The sequence below is a fragment of the Serratia sp. Tan611 genome (assembly GCF_905188235.1).
In the GTDB taxonomy this organism is placed as follows: domain Bacteria; phylum Pseudomonadota; class Gammaproteobacteria; order Enterobacterales; family Enterobacteriaceae; genus Serratia_B; species Serratia_B rhizosphaerae.
On the sequence record NZ_LR994655.1, the window covers coordinates 4,023,353 to 4,047,318 of the forward strand.

The 23,966-nt window shown below is 61.8% G+C and carries 23 protein-coding genes; 4 read left to right on the forward strand and 19 right to left on the reverse strand.

Annotated elements, in window-relative coordinates:
* Positions 1-51: 51 nt before the first annotated feature.
* From TAN611_RS18985 to TAN611_RS19050, 14 genes are all read right to left on the reverse strand, one after another.
* Positions 52-1,692: a thiamine pyrophosphate-binding protein gene (locus TAN611_RS18985; protein ID WP_203067800.1), complete on the reverse strand. Its 1,641-nt coding sequence runs from the start codon at positions 1,690-1,692 to the stop codon at positions 52-54.
* Positions 1,693-1,742: 50 nt separating this feature from the next.
* Positions 1,743-3,212 (reverse strand): aldehyde dehydrogenase, encoded by a 1,470-nt coding sequence (locus tag TAN611_RS18990; RefSeq protein WP_111736520.1) that lies wholly within the window; start codon positions 3,210-3,212, stop codon positions 1,743-1,745.
* A 14-nt stretch (positions 3,213-3,226) separates the two neighbouring features.
* The gene (locus tag TAN611_RS18995; protein WP_187044162.1) at positions 3,227-4,021 is read right to left on the reverse strand and encodes an aspartate dehydrogenase; all 795 of its coding nucleotides are present in this window, start codon (positions 4,019-4,021) and stop codon (positions 3,227-3,229) included.
* Between the two features lie 10 nt (positions 4,022-4,031).
* On the reverse strand, positions 4,032-4,826 hold the full coding sequence (locus TAN611_RS19000; protein ID WP_105232426.1) for an SDR family oxidoreductase: 795 nt from the start codon (positions 4,824-4,826) through the stop codon (positions 4,032-4,034).
* Positions 4,823-5,641: an alpha/beta fold hydrolase gene (locus TAN611_RS19005; protein WP_203066874.1), complete on the reverse strand. Its 819-nt coding sequence runs from the start codon at positions 5,639-5,641 to the stop codon at positions 4,823-4,825. Before TAN611_RS19005 ends, TAN611_RS19000 begins: the two co-directional genes overlap by 4 nt.
* Positions 5,638-6,165 carry a cupin domain-containing protein gene (locus TAN611_RS19010; protein WP_105232428.1) on the reverse strand — a complete coding sequence of 176 codons (528 nt, stop codon included), beginning with the start codon at positions 6,163-6,165 and terminating at the stop codon, positions 5,638-5,640. Before TAN611_RS19010 ends, TAN611_RS19005 begins: the two co-directional genes overlap by 4 nt.
* Positions 6,166-6,195: 30 nt before the next feature.
* Positions 6,196-7,452 carry an MFS transporter gene (locus TAN611_RS19015; RefSeq protein WP_105232429.1) on the reverse strand — a complete coding sequence of 419 codons (1,257 nt, stop codon included), beginning with the start codon at positions 7,450-7,452 and terminating at the stop codon, positions 6,196-6,198.
* A 66-nt stretch (positions 7,453-7,518) separates the two neighbouring features.
* The gene (locus tag TAN611_RS19020; RefSeq protein WP_203066875.1) at positions 7,519-8,733 is read right to left on the reverse strand and encodes an NAD(P)/FAD-dependent oxidoreductase; all 1,215 of its coding nucleotides are present in this window, start codon (positions 8,731-8,733) and stop codon (positions 7,519-7,521) included.
* Entirely contained in the window at positions 8,730-9,659 is a 930-nt protein-coding gene (locus tag TAN611_RS19025) for a VOC family protein (RefSeq protein ID WP_105232431.1), read from the reverse strand. Before TAN611_RS19025 ends, TAN611_RS19020 begins: the two co-directional genes overlap by 4 nt.
* A 147-nt stretch (positions 9,660-9,806) precedes the next feature.
* Entirely contained in the window at positions 9,807-10,601 is a 795-nt protein-coding gene (locus TAN611_RS19030; RefSeq protein ID WP_105232432.1) for an IclR family transcriptional regulator, read from the reverse strand.
* Positions 10,602-10,631: 30 nt separating this feature from the next.
* Positions 10,632-11,387: an SDR family oxidoreductase gene (locus tag TAN611_RS19035; RefSeq protein ID WP_160030081.1), complete on the reverse strand. Its 756-nt coding sequence runs from the start codon at positions 11,385-11,387 to the stop codon at positions 10,632-10,634.
* On the reverse strand, positions 11,384-12,427 hold the full coding sequence (locus tag TAN611_RS19040) for an aromatic ring-hydroxylating dioxygenase subunit alpha (RefSeq protein WP_105232434.1): 1,044 nt from the start codon (positions 12,425-12,427) through the stop codon (positions 11,384-11,386). The genes TAN611_RS19035 and TAN611_RS19040 overlap by 4 nt, the downstream gene beginning before the upstream one ends.
* 19 nt (positions 12,428-12,446) lie before the next feature.
* Positions 12,447-12,755, reverse strand: a complete 309-nt coding sequence (locus TAN611_RS19045; protein ID WP_105232435.1) for a recombinase-like helix-turn-helix domain-containing protein — start codon at positions 12,753-12,755, stop codon at positions 12,447-12,449.
* A gap of 3 nt (positions 12,756-12,758) precedes the next feature.
* Complete coding sequence (locus tag TAN611_RS19050) at positions 12,759-13,076, reverse strand: non-heme iron oxygenase ferredoxin subunit (RefSeq protein WP_105232436.1); 318 nt, start codon at positions 13,074-13,076, stop codon at positions 12,759-12,761.
* 381 nt (positions 13,077-13,457) lie between these two features.
* Between TAN611_RS19050 and TAN611_RS19055 the strand changes: the two genes are divergently transcribed.
* Positions 13,458-14,696, forward strand: coding sequence for an MFS transporter (locus TAN611_RS19055; RefSeq protein WP_203066876.1), 1,239 nt, complete (start codon positions 13,458-13,460; stop codon positions 14,694-14,696).
* Positions 14,697-14,817: 121 nt separating this feature from the next.
* Here the strand turns inward: TAN611_RS19055 and rluF are convergent, their stop codons facing one another.
* The 3 genes from rluF to speA form a co-directional block, all read right to left on the reverse strand.
* Positions 14,818-15,663, reverse strand: coding sequence for a 23S rRNA pseudouridine(2604) synthase RluF (gene rluF, locus TAN611_RS19060; protein WP_105232438.1), 846 nt, complete (start codon positions 15,661-15,663; stop codon positions 14,818-14,820).
* A 59-nt stretch (positions 15,664-15,722) separates the two neighbouring features.
* The gene (gene speB, locus TAN611_RS19065; protein WP_105232439.1) at positions 15,723-16,643 is read right to left on the reverse strand and encodes an agmatinase; all 921 of its coding nucleotides are present in this window, start codon (positions 16,641-16,643) and stop codon (positions 15,723-15,725) included.
* Positions 16,644-16,848: 205 nt separating this feature from the next.
* Positions 16,849-18,825 (reverse strand): biosynthetic arginine decarboxylase, encoded by a 1,977-nt coding sequence (gene speA, locus TAN611_RS19070; protein ID WP_160030078.1) that lies wholly within the window; start codon positions 18,823-18,825, stop codon positions 16,849-16,851.
* A 984-nt stretch (positions 18,826-19,809) separates the two neighbouring features.
* Here speA and metK point away from each other — a divergent pair.
* A complete protein-coding gene (gene metK / locus TAN611_RS19075; protein WP_105232441.1) occupies positions 19,810-20,964 on the forward strand; it encodes a methionine adenosyltransferase in 1,155 nt (384 codons plus the stop codon).
* A 63-nt stretch (positions 20,965-21,027) separates the two neighbouring features.
* Here the strand turns inward: metK and TAN611_RS19080 are convergent, their stop codons facing one another.
* Complete coding sequence (locus tag TAN611_RS19080; protein ID WP_105232442.1) at positions 21,028-21,480, reverse strand: DMT family transporter; 453 nt, start codon at positions 21,478-21,480, stop codon at positions 21,028-21,030.
* 10 nt (positions 21,481-21,490) lie between these two features.
* Complete coding sequence (locus TAN611_RS19085; RefSeq protein WP_105232443.1) at positions 21,491-21,925, reverse strand: DMT family transporter; 435 nt, start codon at positions 21,923-21,925, stop codon at positions 21,491-21,493.
* A 99-nt stretch (positions 21,926-22,024) separates the two neighbouring features.
* On the opposite strand from TAN611_RS19085, the gene TAN611_RS19090 reads away from it, so the two are divergent.
* On the forward strand, positions 22,025-22,957 hold the full coding sequence (locus TAN611_RS19090; protein ID WP_203066877.1) for a LysR family transcriptional regulator: 933 nt from the start codon (positions 22,025-22,027) through the stop codon (positions 22,955-22,957).
* Positions 22,958-23,144: 187 nt separating this feature from the next.
* Entirely contained in the window at positions 23,145-23,951 is an 807-nt protein-coding gene (locus TAN611_RS19095; protein WP_370576235.1) for an RNase A-like domain-containing protein, read from the forward strand.
* Positions 23,952-23,966: the final 15 nt, after the last annotated feature.

The window sequence follows — 23,966 nt, forward strand, 5'->3', positions numbered from 1 at the left end:
CCCGCTAATCGCTCTCAACCACAGGGACGGCAAGCCGTCCCTGTGGTTTATTCAGTACAGCGTCTTTTGCGGCGGCCCGGCAAAGGTCAGCGGCCCGACCTGTTTCATATCCACTTCCACCACCGACGGTCCCGGGTAGTTGATCGCCTCCGCCAGCACGCCGCCGAACTGCTCGGCGCTGTCAATCTTCCAGGCCTTCAGCCCCATCGCCTCCGCCACCTGGGCAAACGCCGGGGTGTGCAGTTCGTTGTAGTATTGACGGCCGGCGAAGTACTTGTCCTGAATGCCGCGCATCACGCCGTAGCCGCCGTCGTTCATGATCAGCAGCGTGATATTGGCCTGTTCCTGCGCCATGGTCGCCAGCTCCCCCAGCCCCAGCGCCAGACCGCCGTCCCCCACCAGCCCGACAACTTTACGCTGCGGGTTGGCAAGCGCGGTGCCAATCGCCATCGGCAGCCCCATGCCGATGGCGCCGGCCAGCGAGTGAATATTGCACAGCGGCGCCACGGCGCGGAACAGACGGCTGCCCCACACGCTGCCGGACACGGTGATATCGCGCACCAGCAGGCCGTCATCCGGCAGGGCGGCGGCAATCGCGTCGCTGAGCTTGGCATATTCGCCGGACTGCTCGCGCAGCGCCTGCTCCGCCTGCTGCACCGCAGCGGCTATCTCGGCGTCCCATCCGGCGTCCACTTTCTCGCCCGGTGCAAAACGCGCCGCCAGCGCCGTCAGCAGCGCGCCGCAGTCGCCGTTTACCTGCTCATCCGCCAGATAGTTGCGGTTGGCCGCCGCCGGGTCGATGTCGATCTGCACCAGCGGGCGCGGCAGCGGCAGCGTCCAGGTGCGGGTTTCGTTGCTGCGCAGGCGCGAACCGGCCACCAGCGTCAGATCGCAGCGATTGAGGATCTGCTCCACGCTCGGCGAATTATGGAAAGCGCGCAGGCTGCGCGGGTGGCTGTCCGGCAGAATACCGCGCCCGTGTGTGCTGGACATCACCGCCACGCCGGCGTCCGCCAGCCGCTGTACCGCCGCTGCGCAGCCCAGCGCGCCGCCGCCCAGCCACAGCAGCGGTCGCTTGGCGGCCTTCAGGCGCTGATACAAACGCTCCACCGCCGCCGCATCCGCCGCCGGCAAGGCAGGTGGCGCAATGGCCGGCGTCAGCACCGCGCGGGAAACCAGGCTGCTCTGAATATCAATCGGGATCTCCACCGCCACCGGGCCACACGGCACGGTTTTCGCCTCCTGGATGGCCCGCTGGATCACCGCCACCGCCTGCTCGGCGCTGTTGACCCGGTAGGCGCGCTTCGAACAGGCGCGCAGGAAGCCCATCTGATCCTTGGTTTCGTGAATAAAGCCGGCGTCGGCGTCCAGATACGCCTTTTCCACCTGGCCGGTGATGTGCAGCAGCGGCGTGTTGGCGTTCAGCGCTTCAATCATCGCACCCACCGCGTTGCCGGCGCCGGCGCCGGTGCTGGTCAGCGCCACGCCCAACCCGGAGAAACGACCGTGGGCGTCGGCCATCGTCACCGCGCCCGCCTCGCCGCGCGCCGGCACAAAGCGGATCGCGCCGCGCTGTCCGACGGCATCGGCGATCGGCAAATTATGAATCGAGATGATGCCGTACATCGCCGACACCGCGTATTGCTCCAGAGTCCGGGCTATCGCCTCACCAACCGTTATTTTATCGCTCATCATCTGCCTTCTTATCATAGTCATGCGTAGGGATACATCGTGCGCCGCGCTCAGTCGCTCCAGCGGTTCACCTGATGGCTCAGCGCCAGATACAGGCTTTTCTGTTGCATATAGGCCTTGATGCCGTGCAACCCTTTTTCCCGTCCCAGGCCGCTCTGTTTCACGCCGCCGAACGGCGTGGAAATCGAGAATGTTTTGTAGGTATTGACCCAGACGGTGCCGGTCTCCAGCTGCTCAGCCAGCGCCATGGCGCGCGGGAAATCGCGGCTCCAGATGCCGGCGGCCAGGCCGTAGACCGAATCGTTGGCCATGGCGATCAGCTGCTGTTCATCGTCAAACGGCATCGCCACCAGCACCGGCCCGAAGATCTCCTCCTGGCAGACCCGTGCGTCATTATTCAAACCGTCAATAATGGTCGGCAGGTAATAGCTGCCGTCCGCCAGCTGCGGATCCGCCGGCGCTTCGCCGCCGATCAGCACCCGACCGCCCTCCTGCCGCGCCAGCGCAACGTACTCCGCCACGCTCTGGCGGTGTTTGTCATTAATCAGCGGCCCTAAATGCACGCCCGGCTGCAGCGGGTTGCCAAGACGCAGCCCGCCCGCCAGTTCGCACAGCCGCGCCAGCAGCGGCTGATACAGTGAACGGTGCACAAATAGCCGCGAACCGGCGATGCACGCCTGGCCGGCCGAGCTGAAAATGCCGTAGCAAATACCGCGCGCCGCCTGTTCCAGATCGGCGTCTTCCAGCACGATGGTCGGCGACTTGCCCCCCAACTCCAGCGAAGTTGGGATCAGTTTTTCGGCGGCGATATGCGCCAGGTGACGGCCGGTGCCGGTGCCGCCGGTAAAGGAAATCTTTTTCACCAGCGGGTGACGCACCAGCGCCTCGCCAATCACCGAACCTTTGCCCGGCAGCACGCTGAGCAAGCCGGCGGGCAGCCCCGCCTGCTCAAACAGTTCCGCCAGTTTCAGCGCCATCAGCGGCGTGGCTTCCGCCGGCTTCAGAATCACCGCGTTGCCGGCCGCCAGCGCCGGCGCCACTTTCTGCATTTCGCTGGCGATCGGTGAGTTCCACGGCGTAATGGCAGCGATCACCCCCAGCGGCTGGTACTGGCTCAGCGTCATCACCTCGCGGTTGCGCTGGGTGGGCAACTCCCCTTCCAGCACTTCGCAGGCGGCGGCGAAATAGCGCGCGGTGGCCGCCGCGCTGGCCACCAGGCCGCGGGTTTCCGCCAGCGGTTTGCCGTTGTCGCGCGTTTGCAGCTGTGCCAGCGTCTCCAGCTGTTCGCTAATCAGATCGCTGACGCGGTATAAAATCGCCGCGCGCTGATGCGGCACCAGACCGCGCCACTGTGGGTCACGCCAGGCGCGCTCCGCCGCTTCAACCGCTTCGTTGACGTCATTCACGTCGGCGGCGCGCAGCTCCGCATTAAGCGAACCGTCGGCCGGGAAGGTGGAGCGCATCGGCTCACCCCGCCCTTCGCACCAGCGCCCGGCCAGAAAAATCTTTTGTATCGCCATACTGTTATTCCCCTTTATGCCGTCAGTTCGCCGTCAAGCAGTCGACGGCAGGCCTGTACCGCGCTCAGCGCCGCCAGCGTCGATGTCTTCGGGTTACTGGCCAGCGGATTGCCGCTTAACTCAATCTGAAATTCGCCAAACGCGCCCTGCGCCTGCAGCCGGTGCGTATTGCGCCGCGTATGCGGATCCACCTGCAGGCGCACCCGCGTCTGGTCCATACCCAGCCCGTACAGCGCAATGGTAGCCGCCACGTTGGCGTTGGCCGGGAACTGCCGTGCCGCTTCACGCGCGCTGCCCTCGAAAAACACCTGCGCTTCGCTGACCGCATCGAGGTCGATCAGGCTTTCCGCCGGGCTGCCGCGCCAGCTGGCCGGGCTTTTGCTGGCCTGATAGGTGACGCTGGTCAGTCCGCCTTCGCGCGCCGACGCCAGCCCGTCCATGCCCGCCACCGCGCCGGACAGCACCCAAACCCGCCCGTGATGCTCGCGGCTGGCCTGCTGGATACGCTGCTGCAGCCCGGCGTCCGCCAGCGCGCCGGTGGAAATCACCGCCAGCGTCCAGCCGCGCCGCACTACCGCTTCGCCAAACTCGGCGACCGCCTGCTGACTGGCGCACTCCAGCACCAGATCGGGACAGCCGTCGCACTGGCGCGGATCGCTCAGCGCCTGCACCCGGCCGTCAAAGGCGGCGGCAATCGCCGCATGATGCGGCTCGCGCGCCACGATCCAGCCGGGTTCCACGCCTTCCGGCAGGCGGGACAACACTTCCTTCGCCATCGCGCCGTAGCCAATCATCATGATTTTCTTCATTACTCTGCTCCTACAGATGGCGGTTGAAGCCGCCGGAGACGTCCAGCGCCGCGCCGGTGGTAAACGACGCCATCGGCGACGCCAAAAACAGCAGCGCACGCGCCGGTTCCTGCGGTTTGCCCAGCCGTTTCATCGGAATGCCGCGCCGTTCGGCAATCGCCGCCGTCCAGGATTCCCAGCTCTGCTCGCGGTCGCTGCGCTCTTCAAAGCGGCGGCGCCACTGGCCCGATTCCACCATCCCCAGCAGAATGGAGTTCACGCGGATGCCCTTTGTCACCAGCTCTTTCGACAGCGTCAGCGTCATATTGAGCAGCGCGGCGCGCGCCGCCGAGGTGGCGATCATGTGTTCTTCCGGCTGCAGCGCCAGCAACGAATTGACGCAGGTGATCGAGGCGATATCCGAGCGCTCCAACGCCGGCAAAAATGCCTGCAGCGGGTTAATCACGCCGAACAGTTTCAGCTCGGCCTCGTGCAGCCAGGCCGCGCGCGGCGTCTGGTCAAAGTGGGAAACGAAGCCCTGCCCGGCGTTATTGATCAGCATATCCACGCCGCCGAAGCGCGCCTCGACCTGCCCGGCAAACTGCGCCACCTGCTCCGGCACCAGCACGTCACAGCGCTGCGCCAAAATCTGCGCCTGCGGAAACTCGGCCTGCAGTTGCGCCAGCGCACCGTCAAGTTTGTCCTGACTGCGGCCGCAGAACGCCACCCTGGCCCCCTCCGCCAGCAGCAGGCGCAGAGTCTCAAAACCGATGCCCGACGAGCCGCCGGTAACCACCGCGACCCGGTTTTCAATCTGGAAATTCATGGTTGAATCGCTCCCGTAAAGTCCCGCACGTAGCGGTTAAAGCACGCCGGCGCGTCCAGATAGCTGGCGTGCCCGGCGGCGGCGATCAGACGCAGCGGCGCACCCTGCCGCGCTGCCAGCGTCTCTGCCGCCGCCGGCGGCGTAATGGTGTCCTGCTCGCCGCACCACACCTGCAGCGGGCCGCTATAGCGCGCCAGATAGGTGTTGATATCGTCGTTGGCCAGCATCCAGGCGGCGCTGAGGAAACCGTCCGGCTGCAGTTGCTGCATACCGCGGCGCACCCAGGCGATATCCTGCGGATCGGCATCGGCACGCAGCAGCGCCGCGGCGCGCTGTTCGCCGTAGCCCTGCGGCCCCAGCGTGTCCATCATCTGCCGGCGCTGCGCGAACACCTGCCGGCGTTTCTCCGCATCGGCCGACGCATAGCCCTGCGCCGGGTCGGCCAGCGCCAGGCCGCAGAGACCGTCGGGATAAGCCGCGCCATAGGCGCTGCCCATCAGCGCGCCCAGCGAATGCCCCACCAGCAGCGGCTGGCGCAGGGCCAGGTGGCTGACCAGCGCCGCCAATGCGTTGGCATAATCGGCGGCCTGCGGCTCGGCGTTCGCCAGCGCGGCGCTGTCGCCGTAACCCGGCGCGTCCCAGGCGATCAGCCGGTGGCCGTCCAGCAGGGCCGCATCGGCAAACTGTTTCAGCCATGAGGCGGAACCGGAGCTGATGCCGTGCAGCAACAGCACCGGCCGTCCCTGACCGGCCTCGCGCCAGCTCAGCCGGTAGTCGCCGCACTGCGCCTGTTGACGTTCCGGCAGCGCGTTCATCCGTTGCGCTTCACTTTCGACAGCGGATGGTCCGCCGGATAGGTCGGGATCTCCGGCTTGGCGGTGCCGAGCATCACGCACATCAGCGCCTCTTCCTCGCCGTGGTTGAACAGCCCGCGGTAAATCCCCGCCGGCACCGAGATCAGATCGCGCTCTTTCAGTACGGTTTCGTAATACTCCTCGCCGTCTTGAATCATCAGCGTGATGGTGCCCTTCAGCATAAAGAACACCTCTTCCACATCGTCATGCAGGTGCAGCGGCCCTTCGCACTTCGACGGCAGCACCATGGTGGAGAAGGTGAAATTGCCGGCCGGCACGGTATTGGTATCGCTCGCCACGCCGGTGGCGCCGGTGCCGATGTAGCGCATCTGCGCGCGGCGGTATTTCGGGTCGAAATCCGCCTGGAACTTCAGCGCGTTCCAGTCATATTTGCGACCTTCAAAGCGGGCGATGCGTGATTCCACCCAGTCCGCCATGGCGATATCCTGCGGCTTGATGCCGGCTTTGTTGTCAACCTGAGACATGGTTCTCACTCCTCAATTGATTTGGCAAACTCAATACTTCTTCAGCAGCGGCAGCAAAATGATGCAGCCGACAAAGGCGGTCACCACCAAAAACAGCAGACCGCTATCCATATTGCCGCTGGCGGCGATCAGCGCCCCCATCAGCACCGGCGCCAGCGCGCCGGCAAAATTCCCCATTCCGTTGAAAATCCCGCCGGCGGTGGCGCTGACCTTGCTGCTGGTGGCTTTCGCCAGCAGGGCGAAAATGTTGGGCGCCCCGGCGCCCCACATAAAGGTGCTGAGCGCCATGGCGGCAATCACGCTGTAGGTGCCCGACAGCTGCAGCACCGCCGCCAGCCCCACGCCGGCGCCCGCCAGCGACAGGAAACAGGCCAGCGCGCGGCGGTCGAGTTTGTCCGACAGCCAGGCGCCCAGCACCTCTCCCAGCAGCATGGCGATAAACGGCAGCGAGGAGAGGTAGCCTGCATGCTCCAGATGGATGTCTTTACCCTTAATCAGATAGCTCGGCAGCCAGCCGTTCATGCCCCACAGGTAGGTCAGAAACGCGATATTAAACAGGCAGATCATCCAGAAATGCGGGCTGCGCAGCAGCTCGTGCCGGTGCTGCTTACGCTCGGCCGGCGTGCTCTGTTGGTTCTGCGCCACCCGCTGCACCTTCAGATGGCGCAGGCCGAACAGCACCAGCAGCATCACCGGCAGCGTCAGCAACGCCATAAAGAAGAAAGTCGCCTGCCAGTGAAAGGTGTTGAGGATAAACAGCGTCACCGGAAAGCCCAGCGCCGCGCCGAGCGGCGTGCCCAGCAGCCACAGCATGGTGGCCCGCGCCTGCAGGCGCTGCGGGAACGCCTGGCGGATAATGGCGTAGGCCATCGGCAATAGCGGCCCTTCCGCAATGCCGAGCAGAATGCGCAGCGTCATCATGGTGTGATAGGAGCGGGTAAAGCCCATCATCACCATCAGCAGCGCCCAGACCACCATCATACCGATCAGCACCCGCACCGGGTTCAGCCGGTCGCCAATGCCGCTCAGCAGCATCGATGAGAAGCCGTAAGAAAACAGAAAGGCGCTCATCAGCAGCCCGAGACGCGTCGGATCGAAACTGATGCCCAGCGCCTGCTGGAAGTCGGCGTCGGAGAACAGCGCCGCAATGCTTATCTTGTCGAAAAACGCCAGCAGTACGCAGGCAAACAGCGCAATAGGCACCGACCAGCGCACCTGTTGCGGCTGATTTTCGACAACGGCCTCCCCCACCCGGCCGTCGCGGGCGTCAATCTGTTGCAGAGTCATGAAACGCTCCCGTCGCTTGGGCGTTACCCTCTGGCGCTTACAGGCCCGGCCTGCAAGCCGCCGGGATTACTTCAACGCCATCAGAGAAAATTCCGCATCCGCCAGCTGCGCCGGATCCAGTACCCGTCCGCTGGCCAGCCAGCGCTTGCCCAGTTTGATGGCGCGCGCGTCGTTAAACGCCACCATCTGCACCAGCTGCCGGTCGGCATTCAGGGTAAAAAACACCTGCGACTGCGGCGTGCGCCGCGTCACCTGATGTACGCCGCCCATCGGCACGCCAAGGATCTGGATATTGACGTCATATTGATCCGACCATAGCCAGGCGACGTCGTCGTAGGCCGGGGCATCGGCGTCAAGCATCGCACCGGCGGTGCTGATGGCCTGATTCTGCGCGTAGGCCCAGGATTGCAGGCACAGCCCCAGCGTCGGATGACGCGCCACATCGCCGGCGGCGAAAATCGCCGGATGCCTGGTGCGTCCCTGGCCGTCAACCACGATGCCGCCGCCGTCCACCTGCAGCCCGGCGCCGTGCGCCAGCGCCAGGTTCAGTTCCACGCCGATGCCGACCACCACCAGATCGAACGGCTGCGCCTCACTGACCGCGCTGGCGATCCACGCCTCGCCGCCGCGCTGTTCGAGCTGAATATCGCCACAGTCGCAGTGCAGCGTCACGCCCTGCTGCTGATGCAGCGCCAGCAGCGCCTGCGAAACGTCAGCGCCGACGCTGCGCATGCACAGCGCGGGCTGACGCTCAAACACCGTCACCTCGACGCCGAGTTTGCGCGCCGAGGCGGCAATTTCCAGCCCGATCCAGCCGCCGCCGACGATCGCCAGACGGCGAGTGCGCAGCAGCCCCTGCCGCAGGCGCGCGGCGTCGTCCCAGGAGCGCAGGGTCATCACCTGCGGGCAATCGGCCCAGCGGGCGTCCGGCAGGCGCGGCCGACCGCCGGTCGCCAGCAGCAGCTGTGTAAAATGCAGCTGCCGTCCGTCGCTGAGCTGCAGCGTCTGGTCGTCGGCATTAATGCCTTCGGCGCGCAGCGGGCGATACCAGTCGATATTCAGCGCCGCCACCGTCTCGGCGCTGAACAGACGGCTGAGCGGCGCTTCGTCGTCCAGCAGCGCCGCCTTGGACAGCGGCGGACGCTCATAAAAGTCGTAGGGTTCATCGCTCACCACCGACAGCGTGCCGCTATAGCCGCGGTCACGCAGCGTCTTCGCCGCCCAGCCGCCGGCCTGACCGCCGCCGACGATAACGATGCCTGCGGAAATCGGCTGACTCATAGCGCCTCCGCCGGTTTATGCTGGCGGCGGGTATCGTGATCGATGCCGCCCTCCACCGCCCATTCGGTGAACGACACCAGCGAATGCTCCAGCTCGCGCGGCTGCCAGTTCTCCGTCAGGAAATCGTCGTTGGTGTAGTATTCAAACGCGCCGCCGGTCGGGCTGTTGACGTACCAGAAGTAGGCCGAAGAGATCGGGTGACGTCCGGGGCCGATAAAGGTGCTCCACTGCTCTTTATTCATCGCCAGACCGCCGCCGATCACTTCATGAATATCGCGTACGGTAAACGCCACGTGGTTCAGCCCGCGCGCACGGTTCGGCAGTTTCAGCAGAAACAGGTTGTGGTGGCCGCCGCGCGCCTGAGTGCGCAGGAAGACCGCGCGGTCGATATAGCGATCGGACACCTGAAAACCCAGCGCCTCGCGGTAAAAGCGCTCGGTGGCCGCCAGATCGTCGACAAAGAACACCACGTGGCCGATATTGATCGGCTGCGCCTGCTCATAGACCGGGCTGGGCTGGTCGATACGACGCACGTCGCCCCACTGATTAATCGGCGTCACCGGCAGCGACACCTCGCGCTGACGACTGACGACAAAACGCAGCGTCATGCCGTTGGGATCGCGGCACTCCAGCATCTCGCCCTGGCGTTGAAAACCCGGTGCCTGCGCCAGCCGTGCTTCCAACGCCGCCAGCTCCGCCGGGCCGGCGACGCCCCAGGTCATGCGGCGCAGCGTTGAACCGCTTTCGAAAGCCGGCGGCAGGTCGTCGTCGTCCAGCGGACGCAGCTGCACGCCGGCGCCGCTCAGGGTGGTAAATGCCGACGGCTGGCCCGCCGTCGCCTGCAGGCCGAAGTCCCGCATGAATTTCTCGCACTTTGGCAGATCTTCTACGCCAAATTCCAGCTGTTCGATGCCAATTACGCTCATTGTTTGTGCCTCACGTTCTCTGAAACGCCTGTTTCAGGCATGATCGTTCCCCGGCGCCTGCTTTTCAGGCGCCTCACGCGGTAGCTAAACCTTGTCGTTGGGAAAACCCGTGGGCGGGCATCGCTCCCCGCCCCACATGAAATAGTGTTAGCCGACGTCGGCCCGCGGCGGGGCGCCAAGGAAGTCGGAAATCTTCCCGGCGGCGTCGCGCACCTCCATCCGCAGCCGCTCGCGATCCTCGGCCGGGATCTGATCGAACGGCACCATAATGCTGACCACCGCCTCCACCTGCAGATCGCGGTTAAAGATCGGGTAGACGATCGAGGAGATGCCGTGGCGGAAAAACGACTCGCCGATCACATAGCCGCGCGCCTTATCCTGCTGCACCATCTGCCACAGCGTTTCACGGTCGGCCGGCGTGCCCGGCCCGCTGCCCGGCAGGCTCTGCTGCGGATAAAGACGTTCAAACTCCTCGCGCGTGGTGCGGGTCAGCAGCATGCGTCCCAGCGAGGTCTGGTGCACCGGCAGACGCGTGCCGACGCTGACCTGATTGATCTGCGATCCGGCGGCGCTGACGCGGGCAATGTAGATCACGTCGCGTCCGTCGCGGATCGCCAGATGACTGCTGCACTGGCTGCGATCGCGCAGCTGCTCGATCACCGGCTGCCCGACCTGCGCCACGTCCAGCGAGGCGATATACTCAAACCCTAGCCGCAGCACCTTGATGCCCAGCGAGAAGGTGTTGGTGCGCGGGTTGCGCTCCAGAAAGCCCAGATGTTCCAGCGTCTGCACCACCCGGTAGGCGGTCGCCTTCGGCATGGCGACCAGACGGTGCAGCTCCGCAAAGGTCATCTCCTTGTGCTGCTCGCCGAACGCCAACAGCAGCTGCAAACCGCGATCCAGCCCGGGGATCAGATATTTACACGTTTGTTCATCCGCCATGCTCTGTTCCTTCCTCTCGCCGTCCGGCGGTCAGTTGAATACGAAACCGCCGTTCACCGGCAGCAGTTGACCGGTGACGAAATTCGCCAGCGGCGACAGCAGATACAGCACGCTGCCGGTTACATCATCAGGGTGCTGCGCCCCCGTCAGCGCCCGCCCCTGCTCGTACAGCTGGTGGCGCTCCGCCGGCACATATTCGGTGGCCTCCACCCGCGTCAGGCCCGGCGCGATGGCGTTGACGCAAATGTTCTGCTCGCCCAGTTCGCGCGCCATCGAGCGCGTCATCGCAATCAGCGCCCCTTTGCTGGCCACATAGGCCATCAGGCGCGGCGCACCCCACAGCGCGGTATCGGACGCGACGTTGACGATCTTGGCGTGCGGTCGCTGCGCCAGCAGCGGCACCGCCGCCTGGCTCACCAGCCAGGTGCCGCGCACGTTGACCTGCATCACGCGGTCCCACAGCTCGATATCGTATTCCATCATGGTTTTGCCGCCGACGCCGGTCGCCAGCGCGGCGTTATTCACCAGGCCGTCGATCGCACCGCCCGCGCCAATGGCGCTGAACGCCGAGCGAATCGAGGCCGGCGACGCCAGATCGATAACCTGCGTCTCAACCTGCGCGCCCTGCTCGCGCAGCGCCGCCGCGGTGCTCTGCAGTTCGTCCGCCAGGATGTCGCACAGCACCACGCTGCCGCCGGCTTCGGCGATCGCCGCGGCGAAACTGCGGCCGAGGCCGCGCGCCGCGCCGGTGACCACAATGCGCTTGTCCGTCAGCAGGCCGCTCACTGCGCCGCCTCCAGCTCACTCAGCATCGCCAGCTGCTTTTGCGCCTCTTTTTGCATTATGCGGCGCAGGCGCGACAGCCCCACGTCATGCTGGTACAGGTATTCGCGGCTGCGGGCGTTCGGCGCCATGTTCTCCAGCACGATGCGATCCTGTTCGAGCACGTCCCAGTGCAGCGCCTCCAGCCGGTTGCGGTACATAAAGCGCCACAGATCGCGCTGCCAGTCCTTCACCTTGCGGATACGCCAGAAGAATACCCGGCAGTGATCCTTGTCTTCCGGCACCACCATGCCGATGATCCAGAAGTGGCCGCCCGGCCCGAAACGCTGTTTGTACGGGATCGACAGCCGCATCCAGTACGCGCCGCTGTTACCGAACTCCACCCAGTCGAAGTTGACGCCGATCTGGCCGTTTTTCTTGAAGATAAAGCCGCTGTCGGTCGGCTCCAGCGCCATATCCGCCTTGCGATCGCCTTCGGCCATCGAGTGCGATGACGAGTGCAGATAGGTGCCGTGCATCGGATCCATCACGTTTTCCAGCGCGTACTGGTAATTGCAGTCCCAGCTGGCGGTGCACAGGAAGTTGCTGTAAGACGCGTCGTCGGCCAGCTCCTGCGGGAAAGTGAGTTCAGACGGCGCTTCGTCGGCGGTGACGCCGAAATAGAGGAACACCGCGCCGTAGGCCTCCTGCGCCGGGTAGGAACGCAGGCATTTCTGCCCCACCAGCGGGCAACGATCCACCGCCGGCACGTCTTTCACCTCGCCGTCGCCGCCGACCTCCACGCCGTGATACCAGCAGGCGATGCGATCGCCGAGGTTCCAGCCCATCGACAGCCGTGCGCCGCGATGCGGGCAGCGGTCTTCCAGCGCGTGGATCGCGCCCTGCGCGTCGCGCCACAGCACGATCTGCTGCTCCAGACGGGTGATGCCGACCGGGTTATTGCCCACTTCCCAACTGGCCAGTACCGGATACCACATACCGCGTAAGCCCTGATCAAGGTAGTTCTGTAACGTCTGCGCGGAGGATGTTGTGTTTGCTGTCATTGTCTTCTCCCAGTGCTGCTCAGAAACCGTTAACGTGAAGGAATTCGCGGAACGCCGCTTCATTCCACGGCTGACCGTTGCGATCGAACAGACGGCGCTGATTCAGCGCGCTGACGATCTGATCCAGCTCGCTCGCCCCGCCCTCGAAGATCTCTTCCAGCGCGGCGACCAACGCCGTTTCAAAACCGTCCGGTACGCGGGCGCGCGTCTGCCAGATCACATTCTGGTAGCTGCCCGGCTGATGGATCTGGCCGTTGCCGCCCTCGCGCGCCGGGATCACCTGCTGGGTGTCCGGCAGCCACGGGTTGAAATCGGTAATGTGTTGCATGAATTACTCCTCCTCGATGACGGTGATCTGGATCTGATTGTCGATCACGCGGGTGGGAAAGGTTTGCAGGTCGCGGCCGCCCGGTTCACGCAGGCACTGGCCGGTGCGTACGTCAAACAGCGCTTCGTGCAGCGGGCACTCCACTTTGCCGTCGTCAACAAACCCCTGGCTGAGCAAGGCGTAGGCGTGCGGGCAAACATCTTCCAGCGCGTAGTATTGCCCGTCGATCAGATACACCCCGACCTCTTTGCCGTCTACCGTCGCCGAGTAAGGGAAATCTTCTTTTACCTGAGACACTTCGCACACGTTCTTCCAGCTCATTGCTAAAACCCTCTATCTCTTTGTTTCATATATGAAACTCAGTTTCTTATTTAATACGCCCACTATAAAACTGGCGAATGTTTCGTCAAGCGAGCCGGACGACAATTGTTAATAAAAGGTTGTTTAAAGATTACAAATGCGGAGGAGATCACGAAAAAATGCACCGATATGAAAATACGATGGTATTTATGCATTACATCGTGAATTTATATGCCAAAAAGCGTTGATTTTTGCATAAAAAGCGGCGTAAAAGTTTTCTCGCGCCGATAACTGCGCGCTTTCATGAAACAATAATTTTACATTCAGAGGGGTAATCCCCGCCTTCAGGCCCGGCAAACGCCGCCCGCCGCGCAGGTTTATCACCGTGTTAAGGAGTGCTTTGTGAATGCTCGTCAGCGCTGGTACGGCGTGTTCGCCCTGCTGTTCCTGATCGTCATCGCCTATGTCGATCGGGTAAATATCGCCGTGATGGTGGTCAATCCGGATTTTCTGCATCACTTCGGCCTGGGGGATAACCGGGTGCATCAGGGCACGCTGATGACCGCCTTTCTGCTCGGTTACGGCCTGGCGGCGCTGCTGCTGACGCCGTTTCTGGAAACGCTGATGGGCTACCGCCGTGCGCTGACGCTCAGCGTGCTGCTGTGGGCGCTGCTGACCGCCGCCTCGCCGCTGGCGGGCAGCGTCCTGTGGCTGCTGCTGGTGCGCGCCCTGCTGGGCATCAGCGAAGGGCCGCTGTTTTCGCTGAAAACCATGTATATCAGCGACCACTTCGCGGCCGATGAGTTAGGCAAACCCAACGCCGTCAGCGCGCTCGGCGTGTCGCTCGGGCTGGCGCTCGGCTTTCCGCTGGTCGGCTTTCTGATGGCCCATTTCGGCTGGGCGATGTCGTTTTACCTACTGGCGGCGTTTAATCTGCTGGCCGGACTGGGGCTGATCCGCGCGTTTATCCGCCCGGCGCAAAGCGCGCCGCCGCCGCGTGCCGCCACGCTGGTGCTGGCACGCGTCTGGCGCACCTTTAGCGACGCCTGGCAGACGCCGATGCTCGGCTGGATTATGCTGGTGGAGATCGCCACCCTCAGCTATCTGTGGGGCTCCAGCGCCTGGCTGCCGGCCTACCTGATCGACGAAAAAGGCTTTTCGATTAAACAGATGGGGGCGATGGCGTCGCTGCCGTTTATCGTCAGCATCGGCGCGAAATATCTCGGCGGCGCGCTGCTCGACCGGATGCAGCGGCACCAGGCGCCGCTGATTTTTGCCATCGGCGGCGGCGCCACCGCGCTGTGCGTGGCCGGACTGATGAACAGCGCTCAGACCGGCTGGATCGCCTTTTTCCTGCTGGCGGCCAACGCCTGCTGGGGCCTGCAGGGCGCGGCGATCCCGACGCTGCTGCAGCACTACGCCAAGCCGCAGGCGGTCGGCAGCGCCTACGGCATTATCAACGGCATCGGCAATCTGTTTTCCGCCTTTATTCCGCTGATCATGGGGCTGGTTATGGCCGCTCAGGGCACGGTGTCATCCGGCTTTGCGGTGCTGATCGCCTCGCAGCTGGTCACGCTGCTGGCGGGCGGCGTGCTGTTTGGCAAAATGCGCCCGGCCCGGCCGCTGGCACAGCGCCCGTAAGCTGCGAAACTGCAGATTTTAAGGGCTGACGTCTTCAAGTCAGCGATGCAGGAAAAGCAGGGGGATGGGATCGTAACGGCATACGCCGCCGGACAAATTTGCCGGCGGCGCAGCTCTGTCGCTAACGCCCTTTCTTTTTACGGCCTGGCTGGGTGAACCGCTTGCGCCCGGCGGGAAGCGCGGCGGGTTTACTGGCTTTTTTGGCCTTGTTGACCACCGGTTTTCGGGTCGCCGGTTTTGCTTCCGACGAGGAATCCTCAATCAGTTTAAACAACGCGATCAGTTCGTCATCCGTTAATTCCCGCCAGTCTCCCAGCGGTAAGCCGGCCAGCCCGACATTCATAATGCGGGTCCGCTCCAGCTTGGTGACCTCATAGCCAAAATGTTCACACATGCGGCGGATCTGGCGGTTAAGCCCCTGCACCAGCACGATGCGAAACACCGAGGCGGAGACTTTCTTCACCTTGCATTTTTTGGTCACCGTGCCCAGCATCGGTACGCCCGCCGCTAAACCGCGGATAAATTCATCGGTGACCGGTTTATTGACCGTCACCAGATACTCTTTTTCGTGATCGTTACCGGCCCGCAGGATCTTGTTCACCAGATCGCCGTGGTTAGTCAGGAAGATCAGCCCCTGCGAGTCTTTATCTAACCGCCCGATCGGGAAAATACGCGTACTGTGATTCACGAAATCGACAATGTTGTCTTTTTCGCCGCTTTCCGTGGTGCTGACAATGCCTACCGGTTTGTTCAGCGCAATGAAGACCAGGTTGTCTTCACTACGCGGCTCGATGAGCTGGCCGTTAACCTTGACCACATCTCCCGGAAATACCCGATCGCCCAGCGCCACGCGCTTGCCATTAATAAAAACATTGCCTTGTTCGATATAACGATCGGCATCGCGACGCGAGCAGATCCCGCTTTCGCTAATATATTTGTTCAGCCGTACAGATGGTTTGGCCAGCATGCCTGTCTCCATAAAATCCCCCGGTCTCTGGCAAGACCGGGGTTTTGCACTACTCTCGCTTACGCCTGCTTTTTCGCCGCCTGCAGATACAGCATTTCCAGCGCCAGCGTCGCCGCGGCCAGCGCGGTGATTTCCGACTGGTCATAGGCCGGCGCCACTTCCACCACGTCCATACCGACGATATTCAGCGACTGCATGCCGCGCAGCAGCTTCAGCGCGCGATCGGAAGTCAGGCCGCCGATTACCGGCGTGCCGGTGCCGGGCGCAAAGGCCGGATCCAGGCAGTCGATGTCGAAGGTCAGATACACCGGCATATCGCCGACGATCTGTTTGATCTGGGTCAGCAGATCGTCCACGCCGCGATCGTTAACCTGCGCCGCATCCAGCACGGTGAAGCCGTTATCGTGGTCGAATTCGGTGCGGATGCCGATCTGCACCGAGTGATGCGGATCGATCAGGCCTTCGTTCGGCGCATGGTAGAACATGGTGCCGTGGTCGAATTTGCTGCCGTTGGCGTAGGTATCGGTATGTGCGTCAAAGTGCACCAGCGCCATTTTGCCAAAGTGCTTGGCGTGCGCGCGCAGCAGCGGCAGCGTGACAAAGTGATCGCCGCCGAAGGAAAGCATGCGCTTGCCGGCCTGCAACAGTTTCTCCGCATGGGCCTGCAGCTTGTCGCTCATGTCCTGCGCATCGCCGAAGTTGAACACGATATCGCCGCAGTCAACCACGTTCAGCCGGTCACGCAGGTCAAAACTCCACGGCCAGCGGTTGCCTTCCCACGCCAGGTTGGTGGACACCTGGCGGATCGCCGCTGGCCCGTGACGCCCGCCGGCGCGGCCGGAAGTCGCCATATCAAAGGGAATGCCGGTAATCACCCACTCCGCATCGCTGTCATACGGCATGAAATTCAGCGGAAAACGCAGGAAACCAAAGGCATTGGACACTAAAGAATTATCGGACTGATGACCTAAGGTGCTCATAGTAAATCCTCATCGTTCAACATTTCGCCCGCGGCGCAACGTCACAGGCCCAACAAAAAAAAATCCCCTCCGCGTCGTTAGCCCGACGAGGAAGGGATTGATGTAAACGTTCTTTTCAGCTTTCAGCGCTGCTGATGGCCTGAATTATCGCCCGATTTTCCTCAGGCTTCAAGTCGGCGCGGATGACGCCATCCGCGCCGTGGCGTTACTCGTCTTCCAGGTAAGTATAACCGTACAGGCCAGCTTCGAACTCTTCCAGGAACTGCGCCTGCAGCGCGTTATCCAGATCGGTTTCTTTCACCTGATCGCGGAACTTGGCCAGCAGCGCCGTCGGGTCCAGCTGCACATACTGCAGCATATCGGCCACGGTGTCGCCGTCGTCGGACTGCTCGGCTTCGATGGTGCCGTCCGGGAAGATATACACGTCAACCGAGGCGGTGTCGCCGAACAGGTTATGCATATTGCCCAGAATTTCCTGATAGGCGCCGACCATAAAGAAGCCCAGCACCGGCGGGTTCTCCGGATCGTACGGCGGCATCGGCATGGTGGTCGCCACGCCGTCGCCGTCGACGTAATGGTCGATGGTGCCGTCCGAATCGCAGGTAATGTCCAGCAGCACCGCGCGCCCTTCCGGCGGCTGATCCAACCCTTCCAGCGGCAGCACCGGGAACAGCTGATCGATCCCCCAGGCGTCCGGCATCGACTGGAACAGTGAGAAGTTGACGTAGAACTTGTCCGCCATCCGCTCCTGCAGCTCATCGATAATCGGCCGGTGAGCGCGGTTGCTCGGATCCAGCTGCTGCTGGATTTTGTTGCAGATGTTCAGATACAGCTGCTCCGCCCAGGCGCGCTTGGTCAGATCCAGCATACCGTGCGCATATTGGGTGTGTACGTCATGCAGGTCCATCTGGCTGTCGTGCAGCCATTCGCGCAGCGAGCGGCGGTTTTCCGGCTCGTTCATCTCCAGCCAGGTTTCCCACATGCTTTCCAGCGCGCGCGGCGCATCCGCCACCGGCGGCTCCGGCTCGCTGAACTCGTTGCGTTCCACGCCGATCACGTTGGACACCAGCACCGTATGGTGCGCGGTCACCGCGCGGCCGGATTCGGTGATCACCGTCGGGTGCGGCAGACCGTGTTCATTACAGGCGTCGCCGATGCCCCAGATCACGTTATTGGCGTATTCGTTCAGGCCGTAGTTGACCGAACAGTCGGACTGCGAGCGGGTGCCTTCGTAATCGACCCCCAGGCCGCCGCCCACGTCGAAGCACTGGATATTGACGCCCAGTTTGTGCAGTTCAACGTAGAAACGCGCCGACTCGCGCACGCCGGTGGCGATATCGCGAATGTTGGCCAACTGCGACCCCAGGTGGAAGTGCAGCAGCTGCAGGCTGTCCAGACGCCCCGCCTCGCGCAGGGTTTCCACCAGCTTCAGCACCTGCACAGCCGCCAGGCCGAACTTGGACTTCTCGCCGCCGCTGGACTGCCATTTGCCGGAACCCTGAGACGCCAGACGCGCACGCACGCCCAGGCGCGGCACCACGTTCAGGCGCTCCGCTTCTTCCAGCACCAGATTGATTTCCGACATTTTCTCGATCACCAGGTACACCTTGTGACCTAGCTTTTCACCGATCAACGCCAGACGAATATATTCACGGTCTTTATAACCGTTACAGACAATCACCGAACGGGTCATGCCGGCATGCGCCAGCACCGCCATCAGCTCCGCCTTGGAGCCGGCTTCCAGCCCCAGCGGTTCGCCGGAGTTGACCAGCGACTCGATAACGCGCCGATGCTGGTTGACCTTGATCGGGTACACCAGGAAATAGCCGCCCTGATAGCCGAACGACTCGCGCGCACGCTTAAAGGCGGCGTTAATCGAACGCAGGCGATGCTGCAGGATCTGCGGGAAGCAGAACAGCGCCGGCAGGCGTTGCCCCTCTTTCTGACGCTCTTTCACCAGTTCAGCAAGGTCGACGCGCGCTTCGGGAACGTCCGGGTCCGGACACACGCTGATATGGCCGCGCTCATTGACGTCATAATAATTATTGCCCCAATAGGCGACGTTATACGTACGCAGCATCTTGCTGGCGTTACGGTCATTCATGGCAACCTCCTGCATGGAGCGCAAAGAAACTGGTTCACCCGCTGCTGACGCGCGGTTATTCATTAGATCATCAGACATTAATTCGCCTCATTTCCCGTTCTGACGACGTAGTCAGCCACTATCGCAGCTACATCCCGCGAGAACAACCCAGCCTGACGCATTGGCGGCGGCACATCAGCCGGCCGTTCGCGTCTGGCGATCGGTTGGTTACCCCTATAATTGTAAGACACCCTGTTCAAACCTCGTGAATCAGGCCAAGAAACATCCCACAGGAAGGCTGCAGGCTACCCTTGTTCAGTGCTTCAGACGAGCGAAATACCAGCCGGCCCGGCGCAGCCTGACGGCAACGTCGGTCAGGCGGGATTAGCCGGCCCGAGAATCCTGAGTAGCGCCCAGATGTTTATCACACCGGGTAGGTGAAATAGAGAAAAGACGGGAGATAACAGAAGAATTGGTGCCGGACTGGCACTGCTGTCGGGAACCAACAGCCGGTAGACAACGGATCATTAATCCAACCACCTCCACGCGCGTCGTTCAGCAGAACGACCAGGCCTCTAATAGTAGTGTAAGAACGTGACCGTTCTATGAAGCGGCAGCGTCCGTCGGGACGCCTGCAGCGGATTCACAGACCTTTACAACTTATGTCGCCGTATTGGCCAGCAAATGAGCCGTGCGCGCAGTTTATACCGATAACCCGGGCAAAATGCAAAATGAAAATTTGCCGCAAACTGTTTCAAGCGATGAAAATGGCGTCGGTGCGCCAGAGGAAAAGCGATAAACGGCAAAAAAATACTGGCAATCCGGCTAAAGCATAACCTAAAATAGACGTCCAGATGTTAATCCATCTATATACCTGATGAACGTCAACGGGCTGCCAAAGACGCCGCCTGAGTGGAAGACGAAGGGATATACTGGTTAACCGAAAAAACTGCTTAACGGCTTTGCCTGAGGGGCGTTGCAGGATGCATCTCGCGCCATCAGCGGAAGACCCTTCGCTTCGATGCCCGGATCTCCAGCGCTGTGCAGTAATTTCCACCCGTCTTATGCAAGGTAAAGAATACAATGGCTAAACACCTCTTCACGTCTGAATCCGTTTCTGAAGGACATCCTGATAAAATCGCCGACCAGATCTCCGATGCCGTACTCGACGCCATTCTGGAGCAGGACCCGAAAGCCCGCGTCGCTTGCGAAACCTACGTGAAAACCGGCATGGTGCTGGTTGGCGGCGAAATCACCACCAGCGCCTGGGTCGATATCGAAGAGATCACCCGTAACACCGTGCGCGACATCGGCTACGTGCATTCCGATATGGGCTTCGACGCCAACTCCTGCGCGGTGCTGAGCGCCATCGGCAAGCAGTCGCCGGATATCAATCAGGGCGTAGACCGCACCGATCCGCTGGAACAGGGCGCAGGCGATCAGGGCCTGATGTTTGGCTATGCCACCAATGAAACCGACGTGCTGATGCCGGCGCCGGTCACCTATGCGCACCGTCTGGTGCAGCGTCAGTCTGAAGTGCGTAAAAACGGCACGCTGCCGTGGTTGCGTCCGGATGCGAAAAGCCAGGTCACTTTCCAGTATGACGACGGTAAAATCGTCGGCATCGATGCGGTGGTGCTGTCTACCCAGCACTCTGAAGAGATTGCGCAAAAAGATCTGCAAGAAGCGGTGATGGAAGAGATCATCAAGCCGGTTCTGCCTGCCGAGTGGCTGAGCGCCGCCACCAAGTACCACATCAACCCGACCGGCCGTTTCGTTATCGGCGGCCCGATGGGCGACTGCGGCCTGACCGGGCGTAAAATCATTGTTGATACCTACGGCGGCATGGCGCGTCACGGCGGCGGCGCCTTCTCCGGCAAGGATCCGTCCAAGGTTGACCGTTCCGCCGCTTACGCCGCGCGCTACGTGGCGAAAAACATCGTTGCCGCCGGCCTGGCCGACCGCTGCGAAATCCAGGTCTCCTACGCCATCGGCGTGGCGGAGCCAACCTCCATCATGGTGGAAACCTTCGGCACCGAGAAAGTACCGACCGAGCAGTTGACCCTGCTGGTGCGCGAATTCTTCGACCTGCGTCCGTACGGCCTGATTCAGATGATGGATCTGCTCAAGCCTATCTACCGCGAAACCGCCGCCTACGGCCACTTCGGCCGCGAACACTTCCCATGGGAAGCGACCGACAAGGCTGCCCTGCTGCGCGACGCCGCCGGTCTGAAATAAACCAGCGCCAAACAGAAAGGCCGGGCATCATGCCCGGCCTTTTTTTTACCCTGCCAAACCGTCCTACTTCGCCGATGTCCGGCTGCTGGAGTAGATAAAGCCCAGCGCAATCGCCAGACAGACAATCGCGCCCAGCCGGCTGGCGGAGAAGCCGATGGCGGCATTGCCCAGCCAGCCAAAGTTGTCGATCAGCATGCTCATCGTCAACTGGCCGAAAATCACCGCCACCGTCGCCACCGCCGTGCCGATACGCTGCACCGCCAGCACCATAATGACAATGTAAGGCACGCCGAACAGCGCCCCCACCAGCTGCCATTTCGGCACATCCAGCAGGCTGACCGCCTGTTTGGGTTCAAAGAAGAAAATCAGCAGCGCGGTCACCAGCGCGCCGACGGAAAAGGTCAGAAAGGCGCTGCGGAACACGCCCACTTTGCTGCCCAGTTGGCCGTTGATCGCCGCCTGAATGCTCAGCATTGCACCGCCAACCACCGCCAGTAAAATCATCAATATCGTCATGGTGTCCCCCTTAACCCTGCGCGACCAGCGCCAGCGCGGCGATGATGAAAACCAGCGCGAGAATGCGTCTGGCGTCTATTTTCCGGTGCGGCGTACCCAACAGGCCGAAATGGTCGATAATCAGGCTTTTGAAGACCTGCCCGGCCAGAATGCCGATCATGGTCAGCGCCACGCCGATGGCGGGCGTCGCCACGGTCAGAATCACCACGTAGATCGGCCCCAGCACGCCGCCCAGCAGCTGCCAGCCCGGCTGGGCAAAAAAGGATGGGCTGTTGCGCGGGCTGAAAAACAGCATCAGCAGGAAAGTCAGCGCGGCGCCAACGCCGAAGATGCTGAACGTCGCCCACAGATCGCCGACCTCGCCGCCCAGCGGCCCCAGCAATCCCGCCTCTACCGACAGGCCCATCCCGCCTGCGATAACCAGTAAAATCAGTAAAAGTTGCATAGCAAATGCTCTCCGATGAATCAGGCGGAGAAGCTTACAGCGGCAGAAAACGAAGAAAAACGGTATAATCCGTTAAACACCTTTGCAGGATTTGCATCAATGCTGGATACCGACGCGATTAATGTCAGCGCGTTAAAGATTTTTATTGATGTCTTTGACGCACAGAACTTCTCCGCTGTCGCGCGACAGCGCGGCATTTCAGCCTCCAAGGTCTCGCGCATTATTCACCAGTTGGAAGATGCGCTGGGGCAGCAGCTGTTTTACCGCAATACGCGCGCGGTGATACCGACCGAGTCCGGGCGGCTGTTTATCGACTATGCGCGCAGCATGGCCGAACAGCTGGACGAGGCGCGCAAGGAACTGCAGGAGCGGGCGCTGGAGCCGTCCGGGCTGGTGCGCATCAATACGCCGGTGTTCTTCGGCCAGCGCCACGTGGCGCCCGCCCTGCCCGCGCTGGCCGCCCGCTACCCCCGCCTGCTGATCGATCTGGTGCAGACCGATGACTTTATCGATCCGCATCGCGATGCCGCAGACGTTATCTTCCGCATCGGCACGCTGACGGACTCCTCCTTCCACGCCCGGGTGTTTGGCGAGCTGCGCTACTACCTCGCCGCCTCGCCGGCCTATCTGCGCCGTTACGGCGCGCCGCAAAGCCCGGCGGAGCTCAGCCGCCACCGCTGTCTGGTGTACCGCGGCTCGTCCGGGCCGAACCGCTGGCTGTTTCGCGCCCCCGGCGACGCCTGGGTGCACTATCCGCTCTCCCCGCTGTTAACGTCCAACAATGCGGAAACGCTGCTGGTCGCCGCGCTGGGCGGCATGGGACTGGTGCTGTTTCCCGACTGGCTGATGGGCGAGCGTCTGCAAAACGGCGAGCTGGTCAGGCTGCTGCCGGAGTTTGAGACGGCGATAAAGACCGAGCCGCAACAGATCGCCGCCGTCTATCCGCACGCCCGCCGCCCGCCGCTGAACGTCAGGGCGGTGATCGATCACTACGTGGAGGCGTTTGGCGAGCCGCTTTACTGGCAGTTTTGACCTTTTTTTGACCTCTTCCCTTTACGTATCCTGGCGCTGATTTGGGGAATAGCCCAGTGTTAAACTAACCTCACGATTTATAACGCCTAGGCAAGGGGAGCTTAAAATCGTAATTTCATACTGATCATAAAATCCCCTCCATGTTATTTATGTGTTCTATTAAACCAATCTAATGGATGGAAATGATATGACAAAAGAGGAAGGTTTAAAGGTTGTGCTTTCACCGGTACAACTGGCGGCAGCCATGTCAGACAAGAATGTCACTGAGGGGGAAACCTTAAGCAATCGCCTGTTTGGCGGTTTGGGTCTTGCTGGTGGCGTTGTTGAACTCATTGGTGCTGGCGCGATGTGTTATGCACCTGACCCCACGCTTTTAACCAAAGTCGGCTGCGTTATTATGGGCACTCACAGCCTGGACAGCATCAAGGCCGCTTCCAATCAGATCGTCACCGGTCAGCCGACAACTACCGATACCTATCAATCTGCTGTCGCAATGGCTAAAACCCTAGGCGCGGATGATGAGACGGCCTATAACGTAGGGCTTACAGTAGATGTTGCGGTGCCATTGGTGTTTGCGACAGTGATAGGCGCGGCGCGAGTTTCCTCTGTTCGTATGGGTAAGGTAAAGCTGATTGAGCATGAGTCTGTCCCCGGTATAAAAGGCGGCGGACATACGATTAGCAAGCATGTTGCCAAAACACCCGAGGAACTACTTGAGCGTTTAGCTAAGAGCCCAACCATGCAATCCGCATCAACGTTTACTGATTTGCGCACCGCCGAACAGGCGATAAGTCGAACACTGAGATTCAATAAAGCGCTAATTAAGAGATGGGCACAACAGCCAACATCAACTAACGTGCTTGAACTGACACACAACGCAGGTAAACCGATTGGTTTTGGCTACAGGCAAGGGAACTCCATAAAGTTAACTTCTAACTCCGTACGCGTGGTTCTGCTAAAGAAAGTGTACAACGGTAAACCTATTACATTTTGACAGCCTATCCAATTA

Coding starts and splice junctions, on each gene's coding strand:
- TAN611_RS19005 (WP_203066874.1), bottom strand. CDS start 5,641: ATGAACGCGCTGCCGGAACGTCAACAGGCGCAGTGCGGCGACTACCGG.
- rluF (WP_105232438.1), bottom strand. CDS start 15,663: ATGCTGGCCAAACCATCTGTACGGCTGAACAAATATATTAGCGAAAGC.
- metK (WP_105232441.1), top strand. CDS start 19,810: ATGGCTAAACACCTCTTCACGTCTGAATCCGTTTCTGAAGGACATCCT.
- TAN611_RS19020 (WP_203066875.1), bottom strand. CDS start 8,733: ATGAGTCAGCCGATTTCCGCAGGCATCGTTATCGTCGGCGGCGGTCAG.
- speA (WP_160030078.1), bottom strand. CDS start 18,825: ATGTCTGATGATCTAATGAATAACCGCGCGTCAGCAGCGGGTGAACCA.
- TAN611_RS18995 (WP_187044162.1), bottom strand. CDS start 4,021: ATGAAGAAAATCATGATGATTGGCTACGGCGCGATGGCGAAGGAAGTG.
- speB (WP_105232439.1), bottom strand. CDS start 16,643: ATGAGCACCTTAGGTCATCAGTCCGATAATTCTTTAGTGTCCAATGCC.
- TAN611_RS19040 (WP_105232434.1), bottom strand. CDS start 12,427: ATGACAGCAAACACAACATCCTCCGCGCAGACGTTACAGAACTACCTT.
- TAN611_RS19025 (WP_105232431.1), bottom strand. CDS start 9,659: ATGAGCGTAATTGGCATCGAACAGCTGGAATTTGGCGTAGAAGATCTG.
- TAN611_RS19045 (WP_105232435.1), bottom strand. CDS start 12,755: ATGCAACACATTACCGATTTCAACCCGTGGCTGCCGGACACCCAGCAG.
- TAN611_RS19085 (WP_105232443.1), bottom strand. CDS start 21,925: ATGCAACTTTTACTGATTTTACTGGTTATCGCAGGCGGGATGGGCCTG.
- TAN611_RS19080 (WP_105232442.1), bottom strand. CDS start 21,480: ATGACGATATTGATGATTTTACTGGCGGTGGTTGGCGGTGCAATGCTG.
- TAN611_RS19000 (WP_105232426.1), bottom strand. CDS start 4,826: ATGAATTTCCAGATTGAAAACCGGGTCGCGGTGGTTACCGGCGGCTCG.
- TAN611_RS19095 (WP_370576235.1), top strand. CDS start 23,145: ATGACAAAAGAGGAAGGTTTAAAGGTTGTGCTTTCACCGGTACAACTG.
- TAN611_RS19030 (WP_105232432.1), bottom strand. CDS start 10,601: ATGGCGGATGAACAAACGTGTAAATATCTGATCCCCGGGCTGGATCGC.
- TAN611_RS19090 (WP_203066877.1), top strand. CDS start 22,025: ATGCTGGATACCGACGCGATTAATGTCAGCGCGTTAAAGATTTTTATT.
- TAN611_RS19015 (WP_105232429.1), bottom strand. CDS start 7,452: ATGACTCTGCAACAGATTGACGCCCGCGACGGCCGGGTGGGGGAGGCC.
- TAN611_RS18990 (WP_111736520.1), bottom strand. CDS start 3,212: ATGGCGATACAAAAGATTTTTCTGGCCGGGCGCTGGTGCGAAGGGCGG.
- TAN611_RS18985 (WP_203067800.1), bottom strand. CDS start 1,692: ATGAGCGATAAAATAACGGTTGGTGAGGCGATAGCCCGGACTCTGGAG.
- TAN611_RS19050 (WP_105232436.1), bottom strand. CDS start 13,076: ATGAGCTGGAAGAACGTGTGCGAAGTGTCTCAGGTAAAAGAAGATTTC.
- TAN611_RS19010 (WP_105232428.1), bottom strand. CDS start 6,165: ATGTCTCAGGTTGACAACAAAGCCGGCATCAAGCCGCAGGATATCGCC.